Origin of the sequence: Sphingomicrobium nitratireducens, from assembly GCF_026157035.1 — a bacterium.
GTDB lineage: Bacteria > Pseudomonadota > Alphaproteobacteria > Sphingomonadales > Sphingomonadaceae > Sphingomicrobium > Sphingomicrobium nitratireducens.
Map to the genome: position 1 here is coordinate 1,133,659 of NZ_JANJZA010000001.1, position 13,074 is coordinate 1,146,732.

At 66.0% G+C, this 13,074-nt stretch carries 14 protein-coding genes; 6 read left to right on the forward strand and 8 right to left on the reverse strand.

Going from position 1 to position 13,074, the window contains the following annotated elements; translation table 11 throughout:
• Positions 1-3: 3 nt before the first annotated feature.
• Both NNY25_RS05850 and lipB read right to left on the reverse strand, forming a co-directional pair.
• Positions 4-231, reverse strand: a complete 228-nt coding sequence (locus tag NNY25_RS05850; protein ID WP_265570416.1) for a hypothetical protein — start codon at positions 229-231, stop codon at positions 4-6.
• Between the two features lie 3 nt (positions 232-234).
• Entirely contained in the window at positions 235-948 is a 714-nt protein-coding gene (gene lipB / locus NNY25_RS05855; RefSeq protein ID WP_420854348.1) for a lipoyl(octanoyl) transferase LipB, read from the reverse strand.
• 32 nt (positions 949-980) lie between these two features.
• Between lipB and NNY25_RS05860 the strand changes: the two genes are divergently transcribed.
• Positions 981-1,805, forward strand: a complete 825-nt coding sequence (locus NNY25_RS05860) for a DUF7847 domain-containing protein (RefSeq protein ID WP_265570418.1) — start codon at positions 981-983, stop codon at positions 1,803-1,805.
• On the opposite strand, the gene hemF is transcribed toward NNY25_RS05860, so the two are convergent.
• Positions 1,802-2,653 carry an oxygen-dependent coproporphyrinogen oxidase gene (gene hemF / locus NNY25_RS05865; RefSeq protein ID WP_265570419.1) on the reverse strand — a complete coding sequence of 284 codons (852 nt, stop codon included), beginning with the start codon at positions 2,651-2,653 and terminating at the stop codon, positions 1,802-1,804. The two genes, NNY25_RS05860 and hemF, sit on opposite strands and share 4 nt — an antisense overlap.
• Positions 2,650-3,102, reverse strand: coding sequence for a tRNA (cytidine(34)-2'-O)-methyltransferase (locus NNY25_RS05870; RefSeq protein ID WP_265570420.1), 453 nt, complete (start codon positions 3,100-3,102; stop codon positions 2,650-2,652). The genes hemF and NNY25_RS05870 overlap by 4 nt, the downstream gene beginning before the upstream one ends.
• 163 nt (positions 3,103-3,265) lie before the next feature.
• On the opposite strand from NNY25_RS05870, the gene petA reads away from it, so the two are divergent.
• From petA to NNY25_RS05895, 5 genes are all read left to right on the forward strand, one after another.
• Positions 3,266-3,838 (forward strand): ubiquinol-cytochrome c reductase iron-sulfur subunit, encoded by a 573-nt coding sequence (petA, locus tag NNY25_RS05875; protein ID WP_265570421.1) that lies wholly within the window; start codon positions 3,266-3,268, stop codon positions 3,836-3,838.
• A gap of 15 nt (positions 3,839-3,853) precedes the next feature.
• Positions 3,854-5,149, forward strand: coding sequence for a cytochrome b (locus tag NNY25_RS05880; protein WP_265570422.1), 1,296 nt, complete (start codon positions 3,854-3,856; stop codon positions 5,147-5,149).
• 18 nt (positions 5,150-5,167) lie between these two features.
• Positions 5,168-6,109 (forward strand): cytochrome c1, encoded by a 942-nt coding sequence (locus NNY25_RS05885; protein WP_265570423.1) that lies wholly within the window; start codon positions 5,168-5,170, stop codon positions 6,107-6,109.
• A gap of 73 nt (positions 6,110-6,182) precedes the next feature.
• Complete coding sequence (locus tag NNY25_RS05890; protein WP_265570424.1) at positions 6,183-6,722, forward strand: adenine phosphoribosyltransferase; 540 nt, start codon at positions 6,183-6,185, stop codon at positions 6,720-6,722.
• Between the two features lie 2 nt (positions 6,723-6,724).
• Positions 6,725-7,159, forward strand: coding sequence for a hypothetical protein (locus tag NNY25_RS05895; RefSeq protein WP_265570425.1), 435 nt, complete (start codon positions 6,725-6,727; stop codon positions 7,157-7,159).
• Here the strand turns inward: NNY25_RS05895 and NNY25_RS05900 are convergent.
• The 4 genes from NNY25_RS05900 to ychF form a co-directional block, all read right to left on the reverse strand.
• The gene (locus NNY25_RS05900) at positions 7,156-7,623 is read right to left on the reverse strand and encodes a MaoC family dehydratase (protein WP_338112497.1); all 468 of its coding nucleotides are present in this window, start codon (positions 7,621-7,623) and stop codon (positions 7,156-7,158) included. The two genes, NNY25_RS05895 and NNY25_RS05900, sit on opposite strands and share 4 nt — an antisense overlap.
• 34 nt (positions 7,624-7,657) lie before the next feature.
• On the reverse strand, positions 7,658-10,153 hold the full coding sequence (locus NNY25_RS05905) for a TonB-dependent receptor (RefSeq protein ID WP_265570427.1): 2,496 nt from the start codon (positions 10,151-10,153) through the stop codon (positions 7,658-7,660).
• Between the two features lie 89 nt (positions 10,154-10,242).
• Positions 10,243-11,859 (reverse strand): tetratricopeptide repeat-containing sulfotransferase family protein, encoded by a 1,617-nt coding sequence (locus NNY25_RS05910; RefSeq protein WP_265570428.1) that lies wholly within the window; start codon positions 11,857-11,859, stop codon positions 10,243-10,245.
• A gap of 34 nt (positions 11,860-11,893) precedes the next feature.
• Entirely contained in the window at positions 11,894-12,994 is a 1,101-nt protein-coding gene (ychF, locus tag NNY25_RS05915) for a redox-regulated ATPase YchF (RefSeq protein WP_265570429.1), read from the reverse strand.
• Between the last annotated feature and the right edge of the window lie 80 nt (positions 12,995-13,074).

Genomic DNA, 13,074 nt, shown 5'->3' on the forward strand with positions numbered 1-13,074 from the left:
GCGCTACTCGGCGCCGTCGCCGGTACCTTCGTCCTCGTCGTCGATGCCCAGATCGTCGACCAGCTTGGCGTCGGCATTGGTCGCGGCATCGATCGCGGTGACGTCGCCGCCTTCCTCGCCGATCGGGGCCACCGCCTCGTTGCCGGTCGGCACGACTTCCTCTTCGGTCTTGTCGCCGCCGCACGCGGCCAGCGGGAGGGTGAAGGCGGAAACGAGGAGGAATTTGCGCATCTGTCAGTCCTTGCCGAGGGCCGAGAGAAAGGCGGGGAATTCCGCCTCCAGGGCCGTGTCCAGGTCAGCCATGTCGGCGCCGAGCCCGAGCTTTTCAAGGCTGGTGACACCATAGTCGGAAATGCCGCACGGCACGATGCCGCCGAAATGGGCGAGGTCGGGCGCGACGTTGATCGAGAAGCCGTGAAGGGTGACCCAGCGCTTCACGCGCACCCCGATCGCGCCGATCTTGGCCTCGTACTCGCCTTGGCCGACCCACAGGCCGATACGGCCTTCCTCGCGCCGTGCCTCGATCCCGAGGCGGGCGAGCGAGGCGATCATCCAGCCTTCGAGGCTGTGGACGAAGTGGCGGATGTCCTTGCCGCGCCGGGCAAGGTCGAGGTTGAGATAGCCGACCCGCTGGCCCGGCCCGTGATAGGTGTAGCGCCCGCCGCGCCCCGCCTCGTGCACCGGAAAGCCCTGCGGGTTCATCAGCTCGACCGGGTCGGCGCTGGTGCCCGCGGTGAACAGCGGGGGGTGTTCGAGCAGCCAGACGCGCTCGTGCGCCTCGCCCGCCTGGATGTCGGCGACGCGCTGCTCCATGTCGCGCAGCGCGACATCGTAGGGAACGAGCCCGGGGGAGACCTGCCATTCGACACCGTCGATCATGGCGGCAGGCTTTGCGCTGCGCGCGCGGCGTGCGCAACCCCGTTGCCTTTCGGCGCGGCGCGCTGCGATAAGGGCGCGAACCAAATGTAGGGGGATTGATCATGAAACTGTCGGTCGGACGCGCCTGGGACGAGACCCGCGAAATCCTCGCGGCGGACGGCAAGCACCTCGTGCTGGTGGCCGCCGCGATGATCGTGCTGCCCTTCGCGCTTCTCGCGATGATCGATCCGTCCGCGACCAATCCCAATGCCGAACGGGGTGGCGGCGGGCTGATGGGGCTGATCGTCGGGCTGGTCGGGCAGGCCGGTGCGCTGGCGATCACCGCGGTCTTCCTCAAGCGCGGCGCGACCGTGGGCGAGGCGATCGCGACGGGATTTCGCAAATTGTTTCCCGCGCTCGCAGCGATGCTTATCTGGGTGATCCCGATGGTCCTCCTCCTGATGGTGCTGCTGGTGGCCGCGATCGGGACCGACGAAGCGATGGATCTCGACCAGCGGCTCGAGGCGGGCCAGCTGGGCGGGGCGGGCCTGATGCTGGTCCTCGCCTGGGTGCTCGTCATCATCGCGGTCGCGGTGCGCATGATGATGGTGTCGGCGGTCGCGGTCACCGAAACGTCGAACCCGATCACCATGATCAAGCGCAGCTGGGCGCTCACGCGCGGCCAGTTCTGGCGCCTGTTCGGGTTCGTCCTGATGATCGCGGTCGCGGCGCTGGTCGTGATGCTGGTTGCGGGGCTGGTCTTCGGACTGGTCGCGACGCTCGCCTTCGGGCCGCCCGAACCGATGAGCCTGTCCGCGCTGCTGCTCGGCTTCCTCGCCGCGAGCGTGCAGGCGGGCCTCAGCCTCGTCTTCCTCGGTATCGTCGCGCGGCTCTATTCGCAGGCCGCCGCGACCCCGTCAGTGCCCGACACGGGCGCGATGGGCTAGCGCCAGCGCGCGAGCGGGGGGAGGCTCATCAGGATGGCATCGATATTGCCGCCGGTCTTGAGCCCGAACAACGTGCCGCGGTCGTAGAGCAGGTTGAACTCGACATAACGCCCGCGGAAGTCGAGCAGCTTGCCGACGTCCTCGTCGTCATAGGCCTCGTCCATGCGCCCGCGCACGATCTTGGGAAACACATCTAGGAAGGCCTCGCCGACGTCGCGGGTGAAGGCGAAGTGCGGCTCGAACCGGTCCCCCTCGGCGTCGAGCCGATCGTAGAAGATGCCGCCTACCCCGCGCGCGACCTCGCGGTGCGGCAGCCAGAAATAGTCGTCCGCCCATTTTGAAAAGCGCTCGTAATAGGTCGGGTCGTGCGCGGCGCAGGCGGCGCGCAGGCGCGCGTGGAAGGCCCCTGTGTCCTCCTCGTAGGGGATGGCGGGGTTGAGGTCCGCGCCGCCGCCGAACCAGCGCTTGGTCGTCGTGAGGAAGCGCGTGTTCATGTGGACCGCGGGGACGTGCGGGTTCTTCATGTGCGCGACGAGACTGATGCCCGTGGCGAAGAAGCGCGGATCCTCCTCGGCGCCGGGAATAGCCTTGGCGAATTCCTCGGAGAACGAGCCGCCGACACTCGAGACGTTGACGCCGACCTTCTCGAACACTTCGCCCGTCATCTGGCCGCGCACCCCGCCGCCGCCCGGCTCGCCGCTCTCGTCGGTGCGATCCCACGGGATGTATTCGAAGGCCGCATCGCTGCCGGCTTCGCGCTCGATCGCCTCGAACTCGGCGCAGATGCGGTCGCGCAGCGATTCGAACCAGTCGCGGGCGGCCTGTTGCTGGGGATCGAGCGGGCTCATGCGGGAAATTCTCCGGTCTGTCTCAAGGCTTCGGATGTGGCGATGGCGGCCGAGATGGCAAGGTTGAACGAGCGCACCTCGGCGCGGATCGGGATGCGGTAGGCGGCATCGGCGCGCGCGCGCACATGGGTCGGCACCCCGCTGCTCTCCTGCCCGAACAAGAGGATGTCGTCGGGGCGGAACGCGAAGTCGTAGAGGCTTGCCCTGGCCTTGGTGCTGCCGAGGACGAGGCGTGCATCGCCGACCGTCTCGAGGAAACTGATCCAGCCCGCGTGGCGCCTCACTTCGACCGCGTCGATATAGTCCATCGCGGCGCGCCGCACTCGCTTGTCTTCCCAGGCGAACCCCATCGGCTCGATCAGGTCGACGCCGACGCCGAAACAGGCCGCTGTGCGCATGACCGCGCCGACATTGCCGGCGATTTCGGGGCAGTAGAGGGCGATCCGCATGGGCCGCGCGATAGCGTCGGAACGGGCCTTGTTACAAGCGCGCGCCTCCGCAAAGCCGAAATTGACCGTTTGCAACTTTGTGCCGAGACGCTATCAGGCGCGCCAAGCCGGTCCGGGCGTCTTTACCGGGCCGTTCCCCAAGCGTGGAACAAGAAGGATCATCATGGCAACGGTCGAACAGGCTGACCCGCTTCTGAAGGAAGGCGACGGACAAGAAGGCGTTCGTCGCCGCGATTTCATCAACATTGCTGCGGTCAGCTTCGCCGGTGTCGGCGCGGCCGCGGTCGCCGTCCCGCTGGTGCGGCAGATGGCGCCGCCCGCCGACGTGCTCGCGCTCGCCTCGATCGAGGTCGACGTGTCGAAGGTCGAGCCGGGCCAGGCGATCAAGACCAGCTGGCGCAAGCAGCCGGTGTTCATCCGCAACCTCACCAAGAAGGAAATCGCCGAGGCCAACGCGGTCAAGACGTCCGACCTTCGCGATCCGCAGACGCTTGCCGAGCGGACCAAGGAGGGCAAGGAGAACTGGCTGATCACGCTGGGCGTGTGCACCCATCTGGGCTGCGTCCCGCTGGGCGTGGGCGAGGGCGAGAATCGCGGCGAATATGGCGGCTATTTCTGCCCCTGCCACGGGTCGCACTACGACACGGCTGCGCGCATCCGCAAAGGCCCGGCACCGCTCAACCTGGCAGTGCCCGAGTATGAATTCACGTCCGACACCGTCGTGACGATCGGTTAACGGGGAAAAGAGACCATGAGCTTTGCCTGGGCAAAACCCTACGAACCCACCACCGCGCTCGGTCGCTGGATGGATGACCGCCTGCCGCTCCCGCGCCTCGTCTACGGCGCGATCGGTGGCGGCTACCCGGTGCCGCGCAACCTCAATTACCTGTGGAATTTCGGTGTCCTGTCGGGCGTCTTCCTGACGATCCAGATCATCACCGGCATCGTGCTCGCGATGCACTATTACAGCTTCACGGGCGGGGCCTTCTGGTCGGTCGAGCATATCATGCGCGACGTCAACGCCGGGTGGTTCCTTCGCTACGCCCACGCCAACGGGGCGAGCTTCTTCTTTATCGTCATCTACATCCATATCTTCCGCGGCCTGTTCTACGGATCGTACAAGGCTCCGCGCGAGATGGTGTGGATGCTCGGCCTCGTCATCTACCTCTTGATGATGGCGACCGCGTTCATGGGCTATGTGCTCCCCTGGGGCCAGATGAGCTACTGGGGCGCGCAGGTCATCACCGGCTTCTTCTCGGCCTTCCCGCTGGTCGGCGAGCCGCTGCGCGTGTGGCTGCTGGGCGGCTTCGCGCCCGACCAGGCCGCGCTGACCCGCTTCTTCTCGCTGCATTACCTGCTGCCGTTCGTGATCGCGGGCGTCGTGGTGCTCCACATCTGGTCGCTCCACATCCCGGGCTCGTCGAACCCGACCGGCGTCGACGTCAAGAACGAGAAGGACACGCTGCCCTTCCACCCGTTCTACACGGCCAAGGACGGCTGGTTCATGCTCGCCTTCCTGATGCTCTACGCGGCTGTGCTGTTCTTCCTGCCCAACGCGCTCGGCCATGCAGACAACTATATCGAGGCGAACCCGCTGGCGACGCCGGCGCACATCGTGCCCGAATGGTATTTCTGGCCGTTCTACGCGATCCTGCGCGCCTTCACCGTCGACTTCATCATCCCGGCCAAGCTGTGGGGCGTGCTCGCGATGTTCGCATCGATCCTGCTGCTCTTCTTCCTGCCGTGGCTGGATCGCTCGCCGGTGCGTTCGGGGCACTATCGCCCCGTGTTCAAGCGCTTCTTCTGGCTGCTGATCGTCGACGTCGCCCTGCTCGGCTGGGCCGGCGGTTCGGCGGCGACCCCGACGGTCGTCGCGGTCAGCCAGATCTGCGCGGCTTACTACTTCGCCCACTTCCTCATCATCCTGCCGCTCATCTCGAAGTTCGAGAAGCCGCTGCCGCTGCCGTCGTCCATCTCGGCCTCGGTGCTGCATGGTGAGGAAGAGGAAAGCGCGCCCTACGGGCTCGCCAAGAGCGACAACGCTTAAGAGGGGACGGAACGACACATGGTTCGCATTCTCGGATTTCTCGTCGGTCTCGGCTTTGCCGGCGTCCTCCTGATCTCGCTGGTGACCAACCTGGCCCAGTATATCTCGGAGCCGCCCGCACCGACCGCGGAGCACGAATTCCACCTTCACCCGAAGGAGGTCAGCTTCGCCTCGGACGGCCCGCTCGGCAAGTTTGACCGCCAGCAGCTGCAGCGCGGCTTCCAGGTCTACAAGGAAGTCTGCGCGGCCTGTCACGGGCTGCAGTATGTCGCGTTCCGCAACCTCGAGGACCTCGGCTACAACGAGGCCGAGGTGAAGGCGATCGCGGCCAACTGGCAGATCGAGGTCCCCTCGATCAACCCGGACACGGGCGAGGCGGCGACCCGTCCGGCGATCCCGTCGGATCGCTTCCCGCACCCCTACGCCAACGAAGTCGCGGCGCGCGCGGCCAACAACAACGCTCTTCCGCCCGATCTCTCGCTGATCACCAAGGCGCGCGAGGGCGGGGCTCCCTACGTCTATTCGCTGCTGACGGGCTACCAAGCGCCGTCGGAGAAGCTGCTCGAGGAATTCCCCTCGGCGGCGCCGGGCGAAGGGCTGCACCACAACCCCTATTTCGCCAACCTCAACATCGCCATGCCGCCGCCGCTGACGTCGGACGGCCAGGTGACCTACGCGGAAGGCAATCCCGAGCCGACGGTCGAGCAGATGGCCAAGGACGTCTCGGCCTTCCTGATCTGGACCGCCGAGCCCAAGCTCGAATCGCGTCACCGCGCCGGCGTCGCCAGCCTGCTGTTCCTGCTGGTCGCGACCATCCTCGCCTACATGTCCTACCGGAACATCTGGGCCGAGGCGAAGCGTAAGGTTGCGCCCAAGGGCCCGCTCGATCCCGAGCACATGGCCCACCGCGAGGACGCCAAGGCGGATGCCGCGGCGCACGGACGCGGCGTCGAAGGCTGATCGTCTTCGCAACCGGAAAAGAAAGCGGCCCGGTTCCTCGCGAACCGGGCCGTTTTTCGTTAGGGGTCATGGGATGAGCGAGAGCCACCTCGACCTGCGCGACCTGGTGCGCACCATTCCCGACTTTCCCAAGCCGGGCATCCAGTTTCGCGACGTCACCACGTTGCTGGTCGACCCGGCAGGGTTTCGCGCGACCATCGAGGCGCTGGCAGCCAGCGTCTCTGGGCGCGTCGATCTCGTGGCCGCGATCGACGCGCGCGGGTTCGCGGTCGGCGGTGCGCTCGCAAAGGAACTGGGCGCGGGCCTGCTTCTTGTGCGGAAGGACGGCAAGCTGCCCGGCGCCACCATCGCCGAGGACTATGCGCTCGAATATGGCACCGACCGGCTCGCCATCCATGTCGATGCCTGTTCGCCGGGTGCGCGCGTGCTCCTCGTCGACGACCTGATCGCCACCGGCGGGACCGCGATGGCCGCGGCGCGGCTGGTCGAGCGGGCAGGGGGCGAGCTGGTGGGCGCGCGTTTCGTGATCGACTTGCCCGATCTGGGAGGGTCGGCCAGACTGGAGGATGCCGGTATCGCCGTCAAAAGCCTGATGGCGTTCGAGGGAGACTAGTCATGCGTATGCCTGCTGCCGCCATCGCCGTTCTCGGGCTTGCCGCCTGCGGCACCCCGGGGCTTGCGCCCGCGCCCGCCTTCCAGCCGATGACCTATGCCGAGTTCGCGGACCTCCTGCCCGCCGGGACCGGCTGCGCGTTCGAAAGTCCCAAGGACAGCGTGCTGTTCGTCGCGACCGCCGCGCCGACGCCGACCTCGGTCGCCAAGGGCGCCTACAAGCTTAACGGGTCGGTGAGCGTCGTCGACGGCTCGCGCATGGGCGGGTTCGAGGCGTTGCGGCGGGGCATGGCCTTTACCGGTCGCGAGATGCCGATCGTGATCAGCGCCGCCGGCTCGCGCGGGGCGATGTCGGAGACGGGGATCGAAACCCAGATCGCCGAACTGACCGTACCCGGGTCCAAGCCCGTGCTGGGCGTGTGGCGCTGCGGCTCCTAGGCGGGGCGCCGCAACATCATCACGATCGAGGTATATTTCATCACCAGCACGTCGTCTTGGTTGTGGACGAGAACGTCCGACCAGACCGAGCCGAGATTGGGGCGCGAGCGGCTCTCGCGCTTCGCGACGACCTCGCTCGAGACGCGGATCGTATCGCCCGGATAGACGGGCTTGAGCCAGCGCAGTTCGTCGAGGCCGGGAGAACCGACCCCCATGAATCCTTTGTCGGACCACGCGTCAACCACGATCCGCATCGTCATCGCCCCCGTATGCCAGCCCGAGGCGGCGAGCCTTCCGAAGGGGGTCATGGCGGCCGCCGCATCGTCGAGATGGAAGGGCTGGGGGTCGTACTGGGTCGCGAAGTCGACGATTTCCTCGCGGCTCACCGTCTTCGACCCGAACTCGTGGCGCGCGCCGACATCCATGTCCTCGAAATAGATCATGGCTCCCTTGTTGCGCCGGATTGCGCGCGGCGCAACGGGGAGCCGACGACCTTTACTAGAACTTGTATCCGAGCCTCAGGCCGATCGTGCGCGGCCTCGTGACCACGGTGTAGATCTTGCCGCCGATCGAGGTCGTGCCGAGCTGGTCTCCGCATACTTCCTCGCGGCACTGGATGCCTTTCGACAACTGCCCGCGCACATCGAACAGGTTCTTGGCGAACAGGTCCACGCTCCACGGCCCGCGCTCGATACCGCCCGACACGTCGACTTCGGCATAGGACTTGAGGTTGCCGTAGATCTCGTTGATCCCGGGCCTCAGGTCGCGGCGGCGCGTTCCCTCGTATGTCACCGAGCTCTGCACGTGGGCCCTCGTGGCTTCCGTCAGGCCCCACTCGTAGCGAAGGCTGCTGCTGCCTTTCCACCGCGCGGTGAGCGGCAGCCTCGCGCCCTTGGGTGCGAGCAGGTCGAGCCCGCCGTAGAAGCCCGTATCCTGGCAGTCGGCGGCATCCTGGTCGAAACAGAAATCCTGCCGCAACTTGCCATTATTGTAGGCGACGCCCGTGCTCCAGGTCAGACCGGGGACCGGCCGCAGCAACAAGTCGGCTTCCGCGCCCCAGATGCGGGCGTTGCCGACATTCTGGACGACGGTCAGTCCGTTCAGGCCGAGCACCGAGACCTGCATGTCCTGCCAGTCTTCCATGTAGCCCGCGACGTTGAGATGCGCGCCGCGGCCGAAGCTGTACTTGGCGCCGACCTCGTAATTGGTCAGATAATCGGGCTTGTATGGCGGGAAGCTGCCTCGTCGGTTGACGCCGCCGGGCCGGAAACCCTTCGACCAGGTCGCGTAGACGAGCAGGTCGTCGTTGGCCTTGTAGGTCAGGTTCAGGCGATGGACGAAGCCGTCGTCCTTGGTGCGCTTGTCGAGATTGGTACAGGGCGAGCCGTCGACCACGGGCGGGGCCGCGCACAGATAGTCCGGATTGCTGCTGTAACCGAGCCCGTCGTCCGTGAAGTTGTTGAACCCGAACCAGCCGACCAGCGAGTTGTCGAACTTGTACCAGCGGCCACCGGCCGTCGCGGTCAGCTGCGGCGTGATGTCGTAGGACAGTTCGCCGAAGACGGCGTAGTCCCGGTCGACGCGAAGCTGCTTGGTCAGCCACACGTCGTTCGTGTTGTCGACCACCAGGAAGTCGGCGAGCCCCGGGATCTGGTAGTCCTGCTGGATATTGTGTTCCTGCCGCTGGTAGAACAGTCCGGCGACCGCGCGCAGTCGGTTCTCGAACGGCGAGGTGAAACGCAATTCGTGCGACTGCTTCTTGTAGCGATCGCGAATGTCGATCAGCTGGTTGGGCGTGATCGGCGTATAGCTGTTGTCGTACCAGTAGGCGCCGTACAGCTCGTTGTAGAAGTAGGCGTAATCCGAATAGTCGAGGCTGGCATCGACCGACCGCTGCATGTGCGAGCCGGCATAGGTCATGTCGAAATTGCCGAGCTTGCCCTCGACGGTCAGCGCCGCCTGGTACCAGCGGTCCTTGGTCATCTCGGGGTTGAACTGCATCGTCTCGAGCGGGCCGAGGCCGCGTTCCTCGGCGAAGGAACCGTGGGTCTTCTGCGACTGGCCGACGATTGACGGCGTGACAGTCCAGTTCTCGTCGAGGTCGATCTTGAGCGCGGCGCGCGCGCCATAGGTATCGGCGTCGTTATAGTCCTCCTCGGCGAACGCGGCATTGTCGAGCGTCTGCGTGTTGCCGGTCGGGACCGGGCCGAGGTCGGAATCGTAGGTATATTCGGTCATCACGTGCTGACCGGGGATGTTGTCGATGTAGCCGGCATCGTGCCGATACCAGCCCACCACGCGCACCGCGGCGCGGTCGCTCAGCGGCATGTTGACGAAGGCTTCGCCGGTATAGCCCCACCCGCCGTGCGCAACGTTGTTGAGTTCCAGATTGACGTCGCCATACGTGCCAGACGTGTCCGGCTTGTTGGTGATGATGCGCACCGTGCCAGCCTGGCTCGAGGCGCCGTAGAGCGTGCCCTGCGGGCCGGCCAGCGCCTCGACGCGCGCGATGTCGAAGATATGGACGTCGAGCGCGCCCTGGATCGTCGTGATCGGCTGTTCGTCGAGATAGGTGCCGACGCTGGGAAGCGAGGCGGAATGGTTGGCGTTCTCGCCCGAGGCGACCCCGCGGAAATAGACATTGTTGGTCCCCGGCCCGTCGGCGCTGCCGCCGCCGCCGCCGGATTTGAACGACAGCGACGGGACGAGCCGCGCATAGTCGCGGAAGTCGTCGACCTGCTGGTCCTCGAGCGTCTTGGTCGTGATTGCGGTGATGGCGATCGGCACGTCCTGGAGGTTTTCCGCGCGCTTCTGCGCCGTGATGATGATCTCGCCTTCGACCGGCCGATCGTCGGCCCTGGCGGACGAATCCGCAGGATCCGCGGGCGCCGCGTCCTGCGCCAGGGCCTGCCCCGGCGTCACGAAGATGGTGGTGGCCAGCAGTGCCGTGGCGGCCCGCCGCAAAAGCTGCGTATCGTGTTGGAAAAGGCGCATGCGGATAATCCCCCTTGAGAGCCCGTCATGAAGCTGTCTTTTTTGGGGGTGTCCCGTCAATCCTTTTCGACGGCGAAACGGCCTTGCGCTCAGCGGCGCCAGTCCTCCAGCACCGTTCCGAGCGCCTGCTTGAGCGGGTCCAGCCACGGTTCGTACGGCATCCATCGCCCGATCCCCGAACGGGTGATCGGCTGGCGCACCTGTTCGGAACTGGCCGTCCGCACCGCGCGCGGATTTTCGTGGAAGGCAAGGCAGGCAGGGTCGAACGACAGGCCCAGGAAATCGAGCATCGCGCGCACCTGCGTTTCGGGATCCTCGACCAGATCCTCGTGGATGACGCGGTGGACGACGCCCGGCAGCACATCGTCGAAGTGGCGCATCAGCGTCACGTAGTCGCGATAATAGGCGCCGATGTCGGCGAGGTCGTAGGAGAAGCGCTGGCCGCGCGCATAGTGCTGCTTGAAATTGGAAAAGCAGCAATCCATCGGATCGCGCCGCGCATCGATGATCCTCGCGTTGGGCAGGATCAGCCGGATGAAGCCGACATGGGCCCAATTGTTGGGCAACTTGTCGATGAAGAAGGGGCGATCGGTGAACCGCTGGATACGAGCGCGGTCGAGATACTCCTCTCCCAGTGCTTTCAGCGTCGCGCCGTCGATGTCGACGAGGCATTCCGGATAGTCGCTGTCGTCGCCGCGCATCTCGCGGCCGTCGAGGCGGCGGACGAGCGCCGGGATATCGGGCAATTCGGCGGTACCCTCGATCGCCGGATGACTGGCGAGGATCTGTTCGACCAGCGTCGAGCCTGCGCGCGGCATGCCGAGAACGAAGATGGGATCGTCGCGCCCGCATCCCTCACCGGCATGCGCGGCGAACAGGTCGGGCGTGAAGACCGCGATCGATCGTTCGACATGGCGAGCGATGTCCTGCGGGTCGTAGGTCGCGATGGCGCGGCGCAGGCGATTGGCCTGCGCATAATGACTAAACGAGGCGTCGACTTCGCGGCGATCCTCCAGGGCCTTGCCGAGCGCGAAATGGAGGTGGAAGCGATCCTGCATGTCGAGGTTGGGTACCTCGAGCGCCGCATTCATCGCCGCCACGTCGTCGTTGTCGAACTTGACGGTCTTGAGGTTGGCGAGGCTCCACCAGACTTCGCCCAGCGTGGGTTCGAGCGCGATCGCCTTGCGGTAGGCGTCGATGCATTCGGCCTGCTCTCCGACGGTGCGCTGGAGATGACCGTAGCTCATCCACAACTTGGGTTCGTCGGGGCGCGCGTCGAGGATGAGGCGGTAGAGCGCCAGCGCTTCCTCCTGGCCGCCGATGCGGCTCAGCGCCGCCGCCTTGAGGCTGTGATGGCCAAGGCCCGCTTCGCCGCTCTTCTCGATCCGCTCCAGTTCGGCGATCGCTTCGCCCGACCGGTTCTGCTTGTAAAGGACGGTCGCGAGGTTGGCGCGCGCAGCGGTGAAGTCGGGGGCCAGTTCGAGCGCGCGGCGCAGCAGATTCTCGCTGTCCGGCAGACGGCCGACGCGCGCGGCGAGTTCGGCCATCATGCGGATGGCGAAGACGTCGGTCGGGCGCTCCTTGAGGTAGGGACGCAGCAGCTGTTCGGCGACCGGAAGGTCGTTGGCCACCAGCGCCTCGCCCGCGCGCAGGAGGCGGGGTTCCTGCCGCGCGCGCTCCACCTGGCGTTGTAGATCGATCTCCATCGGCCCGCACGCTAGGCGCGCGGGGCGCCCTGAATCAAACGTTGAATTTGAAGTGGAGGACGTCGCCGTCCTTCACGACATAGTCCTTGCCTTCCTGCCTGAGCTTGCCCGCGTCACGCGCCGCGGTCTCGCCGCCCAGTTCGACATAATCGTCGTAGGCGATCGTCTCGGCGCGGATGAAGCCGCGTTCGAAATCGGTATGGATCTCGCCTGCTGCGCGGGGCGCCTTCGATCCCTTTTCCACGGTCCAGGCACGCGCTTCCTTGGGGCCGACGGTGAAGAAGGTGATGAGGTGGAGGAGATCGTAGCCCGAGCGGATGACCCGCGCGAGCCCGGTCTCGTGGAGCCCCATCTCCTCGAGAAAGGCGATCCGCTCGTCCATGTCCATGCCCACGAGCTCACTCTCGATTGCGGCCGACACGATCACCGCGTTGGCGCCCTCGGCCTTGGCCTTCTCGAACACGGCGGCGCTATATTCGTTGCCTTCGGCAGCTTCGTCCTCGTTAACGTTGCAGACGTAGAGCACCGGCTTGGCGGTGATCAGCTGCGCCTGCGAGAACACGCGTGCCTCCTCGTCGTCCTTGGGCTCGACGAGGCGCGCAGGCTTGCCTTCGCGCAAGAGCTCCAGTGCCTGACCGAGCACGCTGGCGGCGATCTTGGCTTCCTTGTCTCCCTGCTGTCCGCGCTTGACGAGGTTGGGGACGCGCTTCTCGAGGCTTTCGAGATCGGAGAGGAGCAGTTCGGTTTCGACGACTTCCGCGTCGGCGATCGGGTTCACGTGATTGTCGACGTGCTGAATGTCGTCATTCTCGAAGCAGCGCAGCACGTGGACGATCGCGTCGACCTCGCGGATGTTGCCGAGGAACTGGTTGCCGAGGCCCTCGCCCTTCGACGCGCCCTTCACGAGGCCGGCGATGTCGACGAAGGCGAGCTGGGTCGGGATGATCTTGGCGGACCCCGCGATCTTGGCGAGCGTGTCGAGGCGCGGATCGGGCACCGCGACCTGGCCCACATTGGGCTCGATCGTGCAGAAGGGGTAGTTGGCCGCCTGCGCCGCCTGCGTCTCGGTGAGCGCGTTGAACAGGGTGGACTTGCCGACGTTCGGCAGTCCGACGATACCGCATCTGAAACCCATGAAACGAGGTCCTGGAAAGTAAGGGGAGGTTGCCGCTGCCCCTAGCCAAAAGCGGTGCGGAAATGAAGGGGCTACCGCAG

Excerpts from the sequence above, each read along its gene's own strand:
- NNY25_RS05870 (WP_265570420.1), bottom strand. The coding sequence starts at position 3,102 with ATGCGGATCGCCCTCTACTGCCCCGAAATCGCCGGCAATGTCGGCGCG.
- NNY25_RS05895 (WP_265570425.1), top strand. The coding sequence starts at position 6,725 with ATGCGTATGCCTGCTGCCGCCATCGCCGTTCTCGGGCTTGCCGCCTGC.
- NNY25_RS05860 (WP_265570418.1), top strand. The coding sequence starts at position 981 with ATGAAACTGTCGGTCGGACGCGCCTGGGACGAGACCCGCGAAATCCTC.
- NNY25_RS05850 (WP_265570416.1), bottom strand. The coding sequence starts at position 231 with ATGCGCAAATTCCTCCTCGTTTCCGCCTTCACCCTCCCGCTGGCCGCG.
- ychF (WP_265570429.1), bottom strand. The coding sequence starts at position 12,994 with ATGGGTTTCAGATGCGGTATCGTCGGACTGCCGAACGTCGGCAAGTCC.
- NNY25_RS05905 (WP_265570427.1), bottom strand. The coding sequence starts at position 10,153 with ATGCGCCTTTTCCAACACGATACGCAGCTTTTGCGGCGGGCCGCCACG.
- NNY25_RS05885 (WP_265570423.1), top strand. The coding sequence starts at position 5,168 with ATGGTTCGCATTCTCGGATTTCTCGTCGGTCTCGGCTTTGCCGGCGTC.
- NNY25_RS05880 (WP_265570422.1), top strand. The coding sequence starts at position 3,854 with ATGAGCTTTGCCTGGGCAAAACCCTACGAACCCACCACCGCGCTCGGT.
- hemF (WP_265570419.1), bottom strand. The coding sequence starts at position 2,653 with ATGAGCCCGCTCGATCCCCAGCAACAGGCCGCCCGCGACTGGTTCGAA.
- petA (WP_265570421.1), top strand. The coding sequence starts at position 3,266 with ATGGCAACGGTCGAACAGGCTGACCCGCTTCTGAAGGAAGGCGACGGA.
- NNY25_RS05890 (WP_265570424.1), top strand. The coding sequence starts at position 6,183 with ATGAGCGAGAGCCACCTCGACCTGCGCGACCTGGTGCGCACCATTCCC.
- NNY25_RS05910 (WP_265570428.1), bottom strand. The coding sequence starts at position 11,859 with ATGGAGATCGATCTACAACGCCAGGTGGAGCGCGCGCGGCAGGAACCC.